This window comes from Nocardiopsis sp. iso_237 (genome assembly GCF_056173345.1).
On sequence record NZ_CM149669.1, the window covers coordinates 6037862 to 6053499 of the forward strand.

At 69.1% G+C, this 15638-nt stretch carries 15 protein-coding genes and 4 tRNA genes; 7 read left to right on the forward strand and 12 right to left on the reverse strand.

The genetic code is table 11. From position 1 onward, the window contains the following. Positions 1-189 precede the first annotated feature (189 nt). The gene (locus tag AC0VYM_RS27165; protein ID WP_475456827.1) at positions 190-768 is read left to right on the forward strand and encodes a TRADD-N-associated membrane domain-containing protein; all 579 of its coding nucleotides are present in this window, start codon (positions 190-192) and stop codon (positions 766-768) included. Between the two features lie 3 nt (positions 769-771). Here AC0VYM_RS27165 and AC0VYM_RS27170 read toward each other — a convergent pair whose 3' ends face one another. After that, on the reverse strand, positions 772-1572 hold the full coding sequence (locus AC0VYM_RS27170; protein ID WP_475456829.1) for an alpha/beta fold hydrolase: 801 nt from the start codon (positions 1570-1572) through the stop codon (positions 772-774). Between the two features lie 150 nt (positions 1573-1722). Between AC0VYM_RS27170 and AC0VYM_RS27175 the strand changes: the two genes are divergently transcribed. Beyond that, positions 1723-2637, forward strand: a complete 915-nt coding sequence (locus AC0VYM_RS27175; protein WP_475456831.1) for a PP2C family protein-serine/threonine phosphatase — start codon at positions 1723-1725, stop codon at positions 2635-2637. Positions 2638-2658: 21 nt separating this feature from the next. On the opposite strand, the gene AC0VYM_RS27180 is transcribed toward AC0VYM_RS27175, so the two are convergent. The 5 genes from AC0VYM_RS27180 to AC0VYM_RS27200 form a co-directional block, all read right to left on the reverse strand. After that, positions 2659-3585: an immunity 49 family protein gene (locus AC0VYM_RS27180; protein ID WP_475456833.1), complete on the reverse strand. Its 927-nt coding sequence runs from the start codon at positions 3583-3585 to the stop codon at positions 2659-2661. A gap of 204 nt (positions 3586-3789) precedes the next feature. Continuing rightward, positions 3790-3863: transfer RNA gene (locus tag AC0VYM_RS27185), tRNA-Phe, on the reverse strand. Between the two features lie 28 nt (positions 3864-3891). After that, positions 3892-3966: transfer RNA gene (locus AC0VYM_RS27190), tRNA-Asp, on the reverse strand. A 90-nt stretch (positions 3967-4056) separates the two neighbouring features. Next, a tRNA-Glu gene (locus tag AC0VYM_RS27195) sits at positions 4057-4129 on the reverse strand. A 96-nt stretch (positions 4130-4225) separates the two neighbouring features. Further along, positions 4226-5755 (reverse strand): metallophosphoesterase family protein, encoded by a 1530-nt coding sequence (locus AC0VYM_RS27200; RefSeq protein WP_475463267.1) that lies wholly within the window; start codon positions 5753-5755, stop codon positions 4226-4228. A gap of 96 nt (positions 5756-5851) precedes the next feature. Between AC0VYM_RS27200 and AC0VYM_RS27205 the strand changes: the two genes are divergently transcribed. Next, positions 5852-6202 (forward strand): metallopeptidase family protein, encoded by a 351-nt coding sequence (locus tag AC0VYM_RS27205; RefSeq protein WP_475456835.1) that lies wholly within the window; start codon positions 5852-5854, stop codon positions 6200-6202. A gap of 345 nt (positions 6203-6547) precedes the next feature. Continuing rightward, entirely contained in the window at positions 6548-7861 is a 1314-nt protein-coding gene (locus AC0VYM_RS27210) for an MFS transporter (RefSeq protein WP_475456837.1), read from the forward strand. Positions 7862-7973: 112 nt separating this feature from the next. On the opposite strand, the gene AC0VYM_RS27215 is transcribed toward AC0VYM_RS27210, so the two are convergent. The 4 genes from AC0VYM_RS27215 to AC0VYM_RS27230 form a co-directional block, all read right to left on the reverse strand. Next, a complete protein-coding gene (locus AC0VYM_RS27215; protein WP_378736091.1) occupies positions 7974-8234 on the reverse strand; it encodes a PspC domain-containing protein in 261 nt (86 codons plus the stop codon). Between the two features lie 124 nt (positions 8235-8358). Then, positions 8359-8964: a TetR/AcrR family transcriptional regulator gene (locus AC0VYM_RS27220; protein ID WP_475456840.1), complete on the reverse strand. Its 606-nt coding sequence runs from the start codon at positions 8962-8964 to the stop codon at positions 8359-8361. A 552-nt stretch (positions 8965-9516) separates the two neighbouring features. Continuing rightward, positions 9517-9936 (reverse strand): hypothetical protein, encoded by a 420-nt coding sequence (locus AC0VYM_RS27225; protein ID WP_475456842.1) that lies wholly within the window; start codon positions 9934-9936, stop codon positions 9517-9519. 378 nt (positions 9937-10314) lie between these two features. Then, positions 10315-10872, reverse strand: a complete 558-nt coding sequence (locus AC0VYM_RS27230) for a nuclear transport factor 2 family protein (RefSeq protein ID WP_475456844.1) — start codon at positions 10870-10872, stop codon at positions 10315-10317. A 168-nt stretch (positions 10873-11040) separates the two neighbouring features. On the opposite strand from AC0VYM_RS27230, the gene AC0VYM_RS27235 reads away from it, so the two are divergent. Continuing rightward, complete coding sequence (locus AC0VYM_RS27235; RefSeq protein WP_475456846.1) at positions 11041-11838, forward strand: helix-turn-helix transcriptional regulator; 798 nt, start codon at positions 11041-11043, stop codon at positions 11836-11838. A gap of 121 nt (positions 11839-11959) precedes the next feature. Here the strand turns inward: AC0VYM_RS27235 and AC0VYM_RS27240 are convergent. Continuing rightward, positions 11960-12032 (reverse strand) — tRNA-Lys (locus AC0VYM_RS27240). Between the two features lie 377 nt (positions 12033-12409). Here AC0VYM_RS27240 and AC0VYM_RS27245 point away from each other — a divergent pair. Both AC0VYM_RS27245 and AC0VYM_RS27250 read left to right on the forward strand, forming a co-directional pair. Then, positions 12410-13159: a MerR family transcriptional regulator gene (locus AC0VYM_RS27245; protein WP_475456848.1), complete on the forward strand. Its 750-nt coding sequence runs from the start codon at positions 12410-12412 to the stop codon at positions 13157-13159. 65 nt (positions 13160-13224) lie between these two features. Beyond that, on the forward strand, positions 13225-15129 hold the full coding sequence (locus tag AC0VYM_RS27250) for a S9 family peptidase (RefSeq protein ID WP_475456850.1): 1905 nt from the start codon (positions 13225-13227) through the stop codon (positions 15127-15129). Between the two features lie 56 nt (positions 15130-15185). Here the strand turns inward: AC0VYM_RS27250 and AC0VYM_RS27255 are convergent, their stop codons facing one another. Further along, positions 15186-15566: a VOC family protein gene (locus AC0VYM_RS27255; RefSeq protein WP_475456852.1), complete on the reverse strand. Its 381-nt coding sequence runs from the start codon at positions 15564-15566 to the stop codon at positions 15186-15188. Between the last annotated feature and the right edge of the window lie 72 nt (positions 15567-15638).

Sequence of the window (15638 nt, forward strand, 5' to 3'; positions counted from 1 at the left end):
ACCCACTCCCCAGGGCCCCTGGCGTCCACCGTCTCCCTGGGCGAGGATGGTGGGGACCCCCTTTGGATCCCGCGCGGAGACAGGACTGTGGAGAGCGAGAACCCTCCCGAAGACACACCGGAGAACTCCCCCGTCCAACGACCCCAGGGGCCGTCCTCCGCGGGATCCGACCACACCGTCCACAACCAGGTGAGCGGTGCCGTTCATGGGAACTTCTACCAGGTCAACCACTACGCCCCCGCGATGGGCCACCCCCTCCCGCAGAAGGAATCGCCCGCCGAACGCCCGGACCGGCGACGACGCGCCCAGGACTTCCTGGTCAGCGTCAACGAACAGGCGCTGCGTCACGCGGACGACTCGTTCCGCATGAGCATGGTGGTCATGGGCACGGGCGCGTTGGTCATCGCTCTCGGCGTGGTCCTGAGCCTCGTCCTCACCCTTCTCTCCTCAACCGGAGCGGGTTCCGCGACCGCTGTCCTCGCCTCCAGCGTCACGGGCGGCACCATACTCTCCCTGGGCACCGCTCTGGCACTCCACGCCCACAGGTCCCGAAAGCACCTCGCGGAACAGGCACAGAAGGTGCACGACGAGCTGAGGCTGGAGGAGGCGATCGACCGGGTCATGGACATCACCTCGTCGCTCAACGACCCGACACAGGGTGACAACCTCCGCATGATGGCGGCGCTGCGCATCCTCGGTCTGGAACCCACCCAGGAGTCCGTCAGCGCCATCATGCAGGCACAGCGGAACAGGAATCCGGAGAACTGACCCTCACCCGACCGCGGGGGCCAGGGGGTGCGCGGCGAGGAAGGCCAGGACGGCCTCGGTGGCCTTGGGCGCGGCCTCGTGCAGGTAGCCGTGGCGGACGCCCGGCAGGACCAGCAGTTCCGCGTCGGGGACGCGCTCGGCGAGCAGTTCGGCGTTGCCCACCGGGGTGAGCTCGTCGTCCTCGCCGTGCACCACCAGGGTCGGCGCCTGGACCAGGGGCAGCAGGTCCCAGCCGTCGTGCCTGAGGCTGGCCTCGTAGTGGCGGCGCTGCGCGCGCAGCGGGTTGCGGGGCAGCACACGGGTGACCGTCTCCGGGTGCGCCATCGCCCACTCGGGCGTGTAGAACAGCGGACCGATGAGTCCGCGCCCCTCGTCACCGCTGGCCTTGCGCAGCGCCAGGGACGCGTGCTCGGGACGCTCCACCTCGTGCTCCCCGCCGGGAGCCGTGGAGCCGAGCACCAGTGCGCCGACCCGTTCGGGGGCGATCGCGGCGAGGGTCTGGGCGACCTTCCCGCCCATGGAGAAACCGTAGACGTGCGCGCGCCCGACCCCGAGGTCGTCCAGGACCGCGAGGACGTCCCTGGCCAGCAGCTCCATGCTGTACGCGCGGTCCAGCGGGGCGTCGCTCCCCCCGGTGCCCCTGAGGTCCACGCGCACCACCCGGTGGCGTTCGGCGAGGTCCTCGTACACCCCGTCCCACATCTCGTGGTCGAGGGACTGCCCGTGGATCAGTACCAGGGGCTCCCCCGCACCGTGGACGTCGTACCAGATTCGGGTTCCGTCTGCGGCGGTCGCGTGGTTCACGTCAACGGACACTACCCGACAATCCCGGCGGAGGACCGGCCCTCATCCGTTCGTGACCTTCCTCCGCGAACCAAACCCCCGTCTGCGAGCATCTTCCCAGGTCCCATCGTCCTTGGGTGAGGGCCACCCGAACCGGTTGAAGGAGCGCGCATGAGTTCCCCCGTCATCGCCACCGACACCGACCAGGGCCCTCGTGCGTGCCAACAGGACGCCTGCGCCCACCAGGTCGAGTCCGCCTCCGACGGCTGGCGGGCCACGGTGGCCGACGGGTTCGGTGACCACCCCGACACCGCGCTGGCCGCGCAGCTCGCCGCCGACACCGCCACCTCCGCTCCCGGAGAGGCCGTGGACGCCGTCCTGGCCGCCGCCCGGGCGATCACCCGCGTCCACCCCGGGACCGACTGCGTGATGGCGCACGCCCGCCAGGACGCCCCCGACGACCCCATAGACATCGCGTGGGTCGGTGACTGCCGGGTCTGGACCTGGAGCCCCGGCCAGGGCCTGCGCCAGCACACGCGGGACCACACGCGCGGCCAGGAGCTGCGTGACCGGTGGGCCTCGGACGACCTCGCCCGGACCTGCGACCACGCGGTCACCACCTCCGTGGCGACCGCCGGCGTCGACGACGTCGGCACCACCACCGCGCCCGCCGCCGACCTCACGCTGTTCACGTGCGACGGCGTCCACGACTACGTGGACGAACGGCTGATGGCCGAACTCGTGGCCGACCACGCGCACGACCCCGACACCCTGGTGCGGGTCCTGGTGGACGCCGCCCGCGAGGCGGAGAGCACCGACAACGCCACCGCCCTGGTGATCCTGACGGACCGGGACCCGGCCCCGCACCGGACCCGCCAGGAGCTCCTCCTGGACGGCCTGGAGAGCTTCGGAGAGCCGGGGCGCCTCCCCGAGAGCCCGGAGCACCTCCTGGACGTGCTGGCCGAGGACCGCGCCGCCGGGATCGCCTGCGACCGCTTCCTGCTGCGTGACGGCACCACCTACTGGTGCACGAAGGACTCCGACCACACCGACCACCACGTGAGCTGGCACGGCGTCACCTGGTGACCGGCGGGCAGCGCCGTCACCTCAGAGGGCCGCAACCTCGGGAGCGTGCAGCAGAGCCGAGGGAAGGTAGTCCGAGGTGATTGCCAGCTTCCAGCCGTGTACCTGCACCGCCAGTGCGGCCAGTGCGATCACCCCGACCGGCAGCAGGGTGCCGGGTACGGCGTCAGCGTCGGCCTCCATCAGTTCGCGGTGGCTCTCCAGGTGTTCGGCCAGTGCCCGCTCGAACGCCGACTGGTCGTCCTCCAACAGAACGCGCAGCAGGCGCTGCTCGGGTCCCAGCTCGCCCACGGCGTCCAACCCCCGGGCCGCCTGACCGCGCTCTTCGGCGCCGGGTTTGCACAGCACGGGACAGGGGTGCCGTGGGAAGGTGTCGTTCAGGTACACGCACAGCGCGTCCATCTGCGCCAGGTCCGCCGGGTCGAGGTCGGGCTCCAACCAGGAGCCGGGGACTCCGTCGCGGATCTCCGGTGCGTGGTCCCCGCGCAACATGGGCCCGAACACCCGGGACGATTCCCAGATGTGTCCGCTGACCACGAGCATGGTGAACGCCTCGACCCAGGCGTCGGGGCCGGGGGCCAGGTCGATCCCGCACTCGTAGTCGACGTTGTCCTCGGAGTTGTCGGCCAGGTTGGTGAGCCTGCCGGCGACGAGCGGGAAGGGGACGTCGAAATCGCCTTCGGGGCAGATGCCCAGGCTGAGCACACCGAAATAGGCCTCGGCCGCGGTGGTCAGTACCTCCTGGGTGAAGGACCGGTCGGATCCGAGTGCGGGGTCCGCCACGGAGCGGGCGGCCACGTGGCCGTGGAGGTCGAGAGCCATGGTCCGCATCGCCTTCAGCCCCGAACCGTCCCTCAGGCCGATGTAGTGATCGCGGACCCGCTCGTGGAAGTCGTCGAGAGCTCGGACGATCCTGTCCTCATCGACGCTGTGGCGCTCGATCCGCTGCATGTTCCCGCTTCCTGGCTCCGGGGGCGTGTTCGCCGTGCACGCTATCGGCGTCCACCGACAGGACCTAGGGACAGGGGCGGGGTGGACGTGGACGCGCCTTGGCCGTAGGCACCCACCGAGACCCACGACCGGCCACCGACGCACGAAAAGGCCCCGCCACCTGTTTTCGCAGGTGGCGGGGCCTTTTTGCATGTCTTGAGATTGTGGCTAGGGGCGGGGTCGAACCGCCGACCTTCCGCTTTTCAGGCGGACGCTCGTACCAACTGAGCTACCTAGCCGCGGCGCCGATTCCCTCGGCGACGCACGCGGTCCTGACGGGATTTGAACCCGCGGCCTCCACCTTGACAGGGTGGCGAGCACTCCTAACTGCTCCACAGGACCTTGTTCAGTTGTCACACCCGGCCTCGCGGCCGTGTGTGTCGCTGCGGTTCTCATTCTGCCAGACGCCCGGCAGTGCTCTGAACCGCTTCGTACCCCCAACGGGATTCGAACCCGCGCTACCGCCTTGAAAGGGCGGCGTCCTGGGCCGCTAGACGATGGGGGCCCGTGTAGACAGCCTAAGCATAGGGGAGATTCCCACCAACGCCAAAGCGAATGCCACCGCCGACCGAAACCCTTCGTGACCTGCGACGACGCGGGCCTATGAGGCCTCCACCGTGGGTGTCGCGTCCTCGTCCTCCTCCTCCGGTTCACCGATCCGCCGGTCGGGGTCCGCCTCGATGTGCCGCTCGACCTGCGCCGACGTGAGCCCGATCCCCCCGAGGTCGATGTCGTCACGGGCCTGGAGGCGGCCGGTCTCGGCGTCGAAGTACAGGACCGAGGCCTGGTACGGGGTCGGCCGACCGGATCCGTGATCCAGGCCGCGCAGTCCGGCGCCGCCGGTGGAACCCTGGACGAGGAACCTGGTGCCCAGGTCCGTGAGCTCGGTGGAGCGCAGGTGCTCGTTGCCCGCCAGGACCAGCGGCACCACTCCGTCGAACGGCCGAGCCTGGGTGCGTGTGTGCAGGATCGCGACGTCCACGTCGTCCCCGCCGCCCCTGACCGACGCCGCCTGCTCCTCACCCAGCGCGGCGACCCCCGCCGCGTCGGGGTTGAGCCGGGTGGCGTCCGGGGTGAACCGGGGGTCGCCCGCCCCGTAGAAGGTGAGGCCGCCGACCTCCGCGACGTCCCCGTCCAGCACCACCGCGTTGGACTGGGCCGCCACCGCGCGCTGGGTGCCCATGGAGTCGTGCTGGCCGCGCACCCACACGTAGGGCACGTCCAGCTTCCCGATCTCCTCCGCGAAGACGTCCTCCGCCGCGCTGCCTCGGTCGGTGAGGTCGCCCGAGTCCACGACCACGTCCACCCCGTACTGCTCCCGGAGCGTGCTGATGATGCTCCAGGACGCCGGGTTGAGCTGGATGTCGGACACGTGGAGCACCCGGATGACCGACTCGTCGTCGTCGTACACCGGCAGCGAGGACGTGGCCTCGTAGATCATCGACACGTTGCCGACCAGCCCGGCCAGCTGCTCCTGGTACTCACTGAACCTGCTGACCACGTCGTCGGCGCTGCCCACCACCTGCGGGGCGCCCGCGATGAGCCCGGTGTAGCGCGGCTCGGCGATGGCGCTCGGGTTGAAGGTGAGCCCCGCGAGGCCGCCGAAGCCCACGAGGACGAGCAGGGAGGTCGCCCCGCTCGCCAGGGCGCGCCAGCCGCTGCGGAACAGCAGCAGGCCCATCAGGGCCGCGCCGAGGGTCGCCACGAGCAGCGAGCGCAGCAGCAGGGCGGTCACACCGCTGGTGAGGTCGGCGCCGATCCCCGCGGCCATGCGGTTGATGGCGTCGGGGTCCGCGAACATCTCCTCGGCCGCCGAGAGGCGGATATCGGTGATGGTCGCCTCGAGTCTCAGGGGCGCCGTGTGGGTGTCGAAGGCCAGCTGGCCCAGCGGAGCGACGTTGACGACGGTCTCACCGTGCCACTGGGGGCTGAGGGAGAAGGTGACGTCGGCCGGTCCGATCGGTGTGACCACCTGGCCGCCGAGGGCCAGCCCGAGCCAGCCCCCGACCAGTCCCGCGACGACGACGCAGCTCCACCGCCACGCACGTCCGGCGCGCCACCGGCGAAGGGTCACACGGGACCGTTCGAGGGCCCCCCGGTAGTCGTATGCGCGGATCTCTCCCCAAGACAACACACCACCATCATGCCGTTGACTGGAGCCGTTCCCAATGTTTCCTCCCGTCCAGAGTGTTATGTCTCTTCCTCGACACCCCGTCAAGGCAGCACAATGGCAGGCGTGGTTGAACTGACACGCAGGGACTTCGAGGAACTGGTGGCCGACGCCCTGGACCAGATCCCGCCGGAGCTGGCCCGGCTCATGGACAACGTGGTCATCACGGTCGCGGAGGAGTCTCCGGAGGGCCTGCTCGGCCTGTACGAGGGGATTCCGCTGACCGAGCGCGGGGACTCCTACTTCGGGGTGCTCCCGGACCAGATCTTCATCTACCGACGCAACATCTGCGCGATGTGCGAGACCCCCGACCAGGTGGTGGACGAGGTGCTCATCACCGTCATCCACGAGATCGCGCACCACTTCGGCATCGACGACGCCCGCCTCACCCAACTCGGATGGGGCTGACGCTCACCCAGAGCGACATTTCGGAGAAATAGAGATCCGACGATCCCATAAATTCCGGCATTCGAGACATTCGTGTCACCATTCCGGCGAGTAACGGAAGCCCCCTCCCACCCGGCGCCCCCGGGGAGCACACGACACTCCCCCTCATCGGCACCCACCTGGGAAAACGATCCGGACAGCGAGCTTCGGGGGCGATACCGAATCACATCGGGAGACATTACTCGGAGCAACGAATCAGACACGAATTCCCCCAACCCGCTTGCCAGTCCGACGCTCTTCCGGAACCGTTGGTCATGGGGGCACGACACAGCGTGATTCACCCCTGTGACAGTAAGGGAGTGCCTGGTGGGCAATCCGAGCCTCGACAAGGCCGCTGACGGAGGAGACCACGAATCTCCGAAGGAGCAGGACAACAAATGGCGTAGCAGTTACCGCGACGTCATGGCGATAGCCGAGTTCCGCTCCATGTGGTTGGCCCACGCCCTGTCGATGATCGGCACCAACCTGCTGAACATCACTTCCAGCGTCCTGGTCTACCAACTGACGGACTCGGCCTTCGCGGCCGGGATCACGCTGGCCGTGATGTTCCTGCCGCCGATCCTCGCCGGCCCGCTGTTCTCCGGGCTCGCGGACATCCTGCCGCGCCGCCAGGTGATGGTGGCCTGCGACGTGATCAGGGCCGTGGTCATCGTCATCGTCGGCATACCGGGTATGCCGGTCTGGGCCGTCTGGGCGCTGCTCTTCGTCTCGATCCTGCCGTCGATCCCGTTCTCGGCCGCTCGGGCGGCCCTGCTCAGCCAGATCGTCCAGGGCGAGCGCTACGTGGCCAGCACCGCGATCATCCAGCTGACCGCGCAGATCGGGATGCTCCTCGGGCTGATCGCGGGCGGTGTGATCGTCACGTTCGTCAGCCCCAACGTCACCCTGATGTCCACGGGCGTGCTCTTCGTCCTGTCCGCGCTGATCCTGAGGTTCGGTGTGAAGGCCCGTCCGGCTCCGGTGCGCGAGGAGGGCGGCGAGAAGGGCCCCGGCCTCCTGGCGATGACCAGGGACGGCGCCAAGCTCGTCTTCAGCGACCCCAAGCTGCGCGTCCTGGCGCTGCTCGCCTGGCTCGCGGGTCTGTACTCGATCCCCTACGGGCTGGCCAACCCCATGGCCACCGAGGCGGGCGCCGGGCCCGCCGCGGCCGGGTTCATCATGGCGGGCCAGTCGATCGGGGCGCTCGTGGGCGGCTTCGTCCTCACCCGGCTGATCCCCCCGCCGACCCGCACGCGTCTCCTCGGCCCGCTGGCGATCCTCACCTGCGTGCCGCTGTTGCTCTGGGTGTTCCAGATGCCGCTGTGGATGATGATCGCCGCCCTGACCCTCTGCGGGGCGGCCGGTTCCTACCAGTTCGTGGCCAACGCGGCCTTCGTCCTCTGTGTGCCCAAGGAGGGCCGCGGGCTGGCCTTCGGCCTGGTCGCCTCGGGGCTCCAGGCCGCGCAGGGCATCGGCATCCTGCTGTCCAGCTACTTCGTGGAGCTCACCAGCACCAGCACGGTGATCGCCGCCGCGGGGCTGCTCGCCCTGCTCTCCGCGATCTGCCTCTCCGTCCCGTGGGCACGGATGTCCCGGGAGGTCGCGGAGCGGATGGAGGCCACCGAGTCGGAGAGCGCCTAGCGCTCGCCGCGGTGCTCCGCGGGCTGTTCGCGGGCCTGGTCGGTCTCTCGTTCGTCCCGTGGGGCACACAGCTCACGCCGCTGCCAACCCGGGTGTGCGCGCAGGGTCCACATCAGTTCTCACTCGACTTTCCCTGGAAGTTACGGATGATCTGCTCCAGCAGCGAACGCCGCTCGCTCTCGGCCGGCATGAGCAGCCAGGCGAGGACGTAGATCGGGATACCGGCCATGCCCAGCAGGGCCAGGACCACGAAGACGATCCGGATGATCGTGGAGTCCACACCGGTGTAGGCGGCGATGCCCCCGCAAACGCCGGTCAGGAAGCGATCGGTCTCGCTGCGCTGGAGTCGCTTGGTGGCGAAGTTCTCGTTCATACCTCCACCTTGCCCGCCGGTGCCGACGATTCCCATCGGGGACAGCCCTGGGCGGTCCCTGACTTCCGCCCCCGAAGGGTCCGACGGCACCGGCCGCCGGGGCGTTCCTGAGACGTGGGGCACATCAGCGCTCGGGGGCGAAGACCTCACCGAGCGTCCGGAAGGCCTCTTCGAGGTGGACGCGCAACGCGTCGATCCCGTCCTCCGCCTGCTCCGGAACCATCCTCATGGCGTGCCGCATGGCGGACATGGCGGCGGCCGCCGCCACCTGGGAGCGCGCGTCTTCGGCTGCGACCCCCTCGCGCTCGGCCATCGCCGCGGCCACACTCCGCTCGACGTCGTGGAAACGGCTGAGCAGACCGGGCAGGAGATGGGGTTCGCGGTCCACGAGCTGTCTGCGCAGAGCGATGTCGGCGCGCTGCTTGCCGAGGTCGCCCGAGACGAGGAGGGAGGCCATCAGCAGGGAACCGAGGTCCTCGGTGAACACGCCGGTGGGGCCTCCGGACACGAACGCCGCACGCGCCTCCTCGTCGAGGGAGACGGGGACGTCGTCGAGGAGCGCGTCCTCCTTGGTGGCGAAGTAGTTGAAGAAGGTCCGGGGCGAGACGTCGGCCTCGGCCGAGATCGCCTCCACGGTGACGTTCTCCAGACCGCGCTCCAGGGTGAGGCGCACGGCGGCCTCCCGCAGAGCCCGGCGCGTGGCCAGCTTCTTGCGTTCTCGCAGCCCCATAGGTCCTCCCCTTACACGAACAACGGTTGCAGTCCGCGCAATATTTCTCCATGTGTATTTTTGCGCACCCCAGGGACCCCTCAGGGTCGGCCCCTCCGGGTTCGCCCAGGGACACACCCCGCCGACGCCCGGTGATCATCTCACTCCCCTACGACCTTCGAGGCGGGACCACCGGGGCGCCCATATGCGTGTGGTGACAGGCGAATCCTCTGATGCACGGCTCCCGTCTTGCGTGACGTTCCCCCGACCAGCGGGGCACGCCACAGGGCCCGGGCTCAACCGGCAGAGCAACGGACTTTCAGTCCGCGGGTTCGGTGTTCGATCCCCTGTGAGTCCACTCGCTCTATTTCAAGCGATATTCCATGGCTTTTATCGTGCCCCAAATGGCCCTTCTCGCCAATGTATGATGATTTTGCGCAAGAAAGAGACGACAACGCCGCCCACGCCAAAACTCCGCCCTCCCGGAGAGCGGTCCACAGCCCAGCCCAAGAACTGGGATGTCCTACGTCGGCCGCGGTATTGTCGCGCCGGTCCGGTGAGATCCCCCGGACCTCAGTACTGGTTCAGTCGGCGCAGCTTCGGGCGCGTGCGCAGGAGGATGTACGCAGCGGTCCACACCACGGCCACGATCAACCCGACCAGGGCACCCTGCCCGAACGTCTGGGACATCCTGGTGGAGGCGAGGAAGAACGCCACGATGAACGCCATGGGGAAGTGGAGCACCGCCTGCATGATGTAGCGGAAGCGCAGATCGCGTACCATTCTGACCCCGAAACCGACACCACCGGCAGCAATGCCTCCGGTCGTTCGTACAGCGCCTACAAAAGCGTCGCCTGGGGCGTTGACCACCCGTCCAGCGATGTGGCTCATATCCTGCTCGTACTGGGCGTTCGCTCGTGCCTTGGCGATGTCGTGCTCCAGCCCGGTGACCCGGTACCCGCCGTGGAAGTTGTCTCTGCTGATACGTGCCATGATCGTTCTTCCTCGTCCTTCGAGTGGAACTCGCCATTCCAGCGGTGCTGGTCGGGGATGGAGATGCGTCGTCGCCGACGGACGCCGTGAGGGGGCAGCCGTTCCTCTCTGGCCCACGGTGATCCTGGTACTCGAGCCAAATCTACAGGAAGTCGTCAGTTCTCGTAGAAGCGATCGGCACCGACACTCCTGTGCCCACTCTCCAGCCTTGAAAGCCCCCGTTCCGCGCAATTCATCTCCCTGGAGCGCGGAATCCGGACCTGATCTGGGATAACACGGCTTTTTTCTTGGAGGAAGTTTCTCTGGGCCGCGGCACCTTTGCTGGTCAGGGGTGTGGGCTGTAGGGCGGGGGACACCGAGCTGGTCAGGACGGGAGGATCATCGGCCTGACCGGGCGGAGAACCGTGGCGAGACCATACGTCCCATCGCGCGCAGCAGGCCCCGGAACTCGGCCCCGTTGGGGCGGACACCCAGACCGGCGTACATGAAGGCGTTTCCGTACTCGGCCATGAGAACGATCCGGTCGTTCTCGATGTCGAACCGGATCACGTAGGTGTTGCGGTAGGGCTGGCCCGTGCGTGCGACGACCATGTCACCGATGCCGTGGAAGAACAGCTCGCCGCCATCGGGTGAGACGCGCCATGTGTGGTCGCGCCACAGGAGCGGGGTGAACTTGTCGAAGATGGCGCGCGTGTAAGCGAGGACCTCACTCCTGCCCTTCACGTCCGCGACGCAGAAGCCCCGTCTGCGACCAGCGATGACGTCCGCGACGCCGTCGGGGGCCGTGGCACTTCGGGTGTGCATGAACAACTGCCGTGCGTCGTCGGCCAGGGTTCGGGCCACGGCTTCGATGTCCTTGGCCTCGACGGCGCGGATGAACTCCCGGGCGGTGTCGAGCCCGGTGTGGGTGGCGGGTGCTCGTGTCTCGTCATTCATGAGGATTTCCGATCATGGTGTTCCACGCGGGAGCGGGTTCCGTACGAACCGGGTGCGCTCTCGATGATGCGGAACATCGAACCGGGGAGGAAGGCCACGTTGAGGCTGGTACCGGCAGGGCCATGCTGTACCACCGCACAGGGCGGGACGACGGGGACAATGGGTGGTATGTCAAGCAGCGATCGGACCGAGTTCGGGGAGTACCTGAGGCGGCGCAGGGCCGCGATGGGTCCGCCGGAGCCGCGAGGCGGTGTGCGGGCGTCCCGTCGGCGGGTTCCGGGGCTTCGCCGCCAGGAGGTCTCCGATATCGCGGGTATCTCGGTGGAGTACTACACGCGCCTCGAACAGGGGAGGGTGCCCCGTCCGTCGCGCGAGACACTCACCTCGTTGGCACAGGCGTTCGCGCTCTCGGACGCCGAACGCGATCACCTCTTCCGGCTGGGTGGTGAGCCCCCGCCGGAACCGTCCTCTCCCGCCTCCGTCATTCGACCCGGGTTGCTGCGTCTGCTGCGTGGCCTCGACGCAACGATGCCGGTCACCGTGCATGACGGACGACTCGATCTTCTGGCACGCAACAAGGCCGCAGAAGAGCTGCTCGGACCCTTGACCGGCGTCGGTCGGTTCGAGCGCAACATCGCCTACCAGGCCTTCACGACCACCGTGCTGTCGCACGTGCTCGGAGGCGACGGTGGGGAGCGGTTCCTTCGGGTCACGGCCTCCGAACTCCGCACGGCGCTCGGACGGTACCCCGAGGACGGCTACCTTCGCTCGTTGTTCGCCGAGCTCACCGCGACCAGCCAGAGCTTTCGCGACCATTGGGAGAACGGGGAAGTCAGCGTTTCGAGATCCGAGATCAAACAGATGCGCCACCCGACCCACGGGTGGGCCCGATTCGAGATCGAGATGCTCCATGATCCCGAGCGTGACCATTGGATCATGCTCTACACGCCGCAGGGCGACGAGTAGTCCTCCGCGCGGGACGAGAGTTCTGGCCACGGCAAGGTGCGAATTCACCACTGCCAGGCCCTGGATAATCGAAAACTCGAGGTTAGAGCGGGACGAATACGCTCGGCCTGAGGTTTCTCGGTAGGCCCCCAGGGGCTCGAACCCTGAACCCACGGATTAAAAGTCCGTTGCTCTGCCAATTGAGCTAGAGGCCCGCGCTGCGGCCTGGAGCCTGACTCCCGGCCGTCGCCGGGACAACTCTACCGCAGCGGCGGGCGATCGCGGCGTCCGGTCACGCCACCCGCCGCGACCGCCACTCGGCTCCGATGAGTGCCAGGTCGGGAAGGTGAAGGCGGTGCGCGTAGGCCTGGTGAACACCCGAGCCGACGGAAAGTCAGCCCCCCGGTGTCCGTACCATCGCCGCATCGGTCCTCTGTTCGTTCCCACAGCGTGATCGAGAGTCAAACCTCGTCGGGAGACAGGGAGGACCCCGCTCGGGATCGTGTGCGATCTTCCCAGCGGGGCTCGACGGCTTCCGGGAAGGGCCGCGCGACAGTGTCCGGGGACCCACCCTCAGCGAAGGAGCCGCCCGTTGCTGAGCAGCGAACTCGCCGCGCTGGCCGGCGTCACCGTCCGCACGCTGCGCCACTACCACCAGATCGGGCTGCTGCCCGAGCCGCCCCGGTCGAGCGGAGGCTACCGGCGCTACGACGTGGGCCATCTCGTCCGCCTCCTGCGCATCACCAGGATGGCCTCGCTGGGTGTCCAGCTGTCCGCGCTGCCCTCGGTGCTGAACGATCCGGAGGCCGCGGAGGAGCTCCTCGACGAGCTCGACCGCCAGGCCGAGGCGGAGATCGAACTGCTCACCCGGCGACGGGCCGACATCGCCTCGCTGCGGCGCAGCGGCGCCCCGTTGGACCTGCCTCCGGAGCTCTCGGAATGGCGGCACGCCCCCGAGACGGGGACCCCCACGGACATGGCCCGGCACGAACACGAGCAGGTGGTCCTGGCCGCGCACCTCCTCGGCCCGGAGGCGTTCGGCGCCCTGTTCGGCGGTCTGGCCGTGCCCGCGCCACTCACCGCGCGCTTCTACGCGCTCGACGCCGACACCTCGGACGACGAGGTCTCCTCGCTGATCGAAGCGCTCCTCGTGCACGTCAGGCCCGTCATGGCCGGGCTGGACGGGCTGCCCCCGTTCGACCCGCAGGCCCCGGAGCTGTTGGAGCAGCTGAACGAGCGGAACCTCGGGCCCGTGCAGCTGCGGGCGCTGCGCCAGCTCCAGCAGCGACTGAACCAGCCCAACGGGCCCCAACGTGACCCACGCCACGACGAAGGGGCTTGAGTCGGACGCGACGTCGGGGTCTGGACTGGGTGGTGCCCGTACCCACCCGACCGTAGGGATCCACCATGACCGCTCCCACCCTGTTGGCCGTCGAGGAGTTCTTCGGCCCGCCGACCCGGAGTCGTGCCGTGCTGTCGCCGGGAGGCACGAAGGTCGCCTACCTCGCCCCGTGGCGGGACCGGCTCAACGTGTTCGTCCGTGACCTGGACTCGGACTGGGCCGACCCCGACGCCCCGGGGGCCCGACGCGTCACCTCGGACACCCGGCGCGACGTCGGGACCTTCCACTGGAGTACCGACGGCCGCTACCTGTTGTTCCAGCAGGACGCCGACGGCGACGAGAACTGGCACCTGCACCGTGTCGACACGACCCGGCCCGAGGAGCCCCCGGTCGACCTGACCCCCTACGAGGGCGTACGGCTGCTCGGCACGCAACTCTCGCCGGGTCGGCCCGGCACGGCCCATGTCCAGCTCAACCTGCGCCGTCCCGACCTGATCGACCTCTTCGAACTCGACCTGGACACCGGAGAACTGACCGGCGTGGCGGAGAACCCCGGCGACGTCCTGGGCTGGCTGCGCACCCCGCACCGGCTGCTGGCCTTCACCATGGAGGAGGGGGGCGACCACGTGCTCTCGGAATGGCTCGGAGGTGACCGGCGCCCGATCGCGCGGTTCTCCGGCACCGACGCCCCCTTCGGGCTCCTGCCCGTGGCCCTCACCCCCGACGGCGAGGGACTGTGGACCGGATCCGCGCGCGGATCGGACCGCACCCGCCTGGTCCGGATCGACCTGGAGACCGGCGAGGAGACGGAGGTGGACGGCCACCCCGAGTTCGACCTGGACACCCCCCGCCCCGAGGCCGACCCGCGTTTCCCGTCCTCGCTCATCCTGCACCCGGGCACCGGGGACCTCCTCGGCGCCCGCTACCTCGGCGCACGTCAGGAGATCCACGCGCTCGACCCGCACTTCGCCGCGGTGCTGCCCCGACTTGAGGAGCTGTCCGACGGCGACCCGGCCCACGTGTCCTGCGACACCACGGCCCAGCGCTGGGTCGTCGACTTCACCCACGACCGCGATCCCGGGGTCACCTGGTCCTACGACCACGGGACGGGGCGGGCGCGCCGCCTGTTCCGGCCGTTCCCGCACCTGGACCCGGACCGACTCACCCCGGTCGCCCCGATCACGCTGACGGCCCGCGACGGCCTGCCCCTGCCCTGCCACCTCACCCTGCCGACCGGGGTCGAACCGCGTGCTCTACCCACCGTGCTGTTGGTACACGGCGGACCGTGGTACCGGGACAGCTGGGGCTACGACCCGGAGGTCCAGTTCCTGGCCAATCGCGGTTACGCGGTCCTACAGGTCGACTTCCGCGGCTCCACCGGTTACGGCAAGGCCCACACGCAGGCCGCGATCGGTCAGTTCGCCGGACGCATGCACGACGACCTGATCGACGCGCTCGACTGGGCGGTCGGGCAGGACCACACCGACCCGGACCGGGTCGCCGTCTACGGCTGCTCCTATGGGGGCTACGCGGCGCTCGTCGGGGCCGCGTTCACACCCGACCGGTTCGCCGCCGCGGTCAGCTACACCGGGATGTCGGATCTGGTCGACCTGGTCCGGTCGGTCGTCCCGTTCGCCCGCCGCGGCGTCGAGAACAGCTACCTGCGCTACATCGGTGATCCGGACGATCCCCGCCAGGAGGCCGAGATGCTCGCCCGCTCGCCCATCAGCCGGGTCGACGACATCACCGCTCCGGTGCTGTTGGTCCACGGAGCCAACGACGTCCGGGTCGACCGCCGCCACTCGGACCGCGTGGCCGACGCGCTCCGCTCCCGGGGCGCCGAGGTCGAGTACCTGCTGAACGAGACCGAGGGCCACTGGTTCGTCAACACGGACAGCAACGTCGAGCTGTACGGCACGCTCGAACGCTTCCTGGCCCGCCACCTGGGTGGACGGTCCTCGACCGCCTAGTGCGGGCGGTCGGCCCGGGGCGACGTGCCCCGGGCCGGGAGGGGCCGACGTGCCTCTCAGGGGCGGCGGGTGGAGAGGACGCAGAACTCGTTGCCCTCCGGGTCGAGGAGCACGACCCAGCTGAAGTCGTCCTGGGGCACGTCGGCGCGCCGGGCGCCCAGGTCGAGCAGCCGCCGGACCTCCTCGTCCTGCTCCCTGTCGGTGGGGTTGACGTCGACGTGCAGCCTGTTCTTCACGGTCTTGCCCTCGGGCACGCGCGCGAAGGTCAGCATCGGGGCCACCGGGCCCGCCCCGGCCTCGCCGGGGGCGCCGATGGAGACGAAGCCCTCCTCCTCGTCGTCGTCCTTCACCTCGTAGTCGAGGACCGCGCACCAGAACCGGGCGAGCGCGTGCGGGTCGGCGCAGTCGAACGCGAGCTCGGTGAACTTGCCAGCCATACGGGGACCTCCGGTCTCACGGGGCGGTTCCGCCCTCGCGGCCATCCTGCCAGGCCCACCCCCAGGAACCTC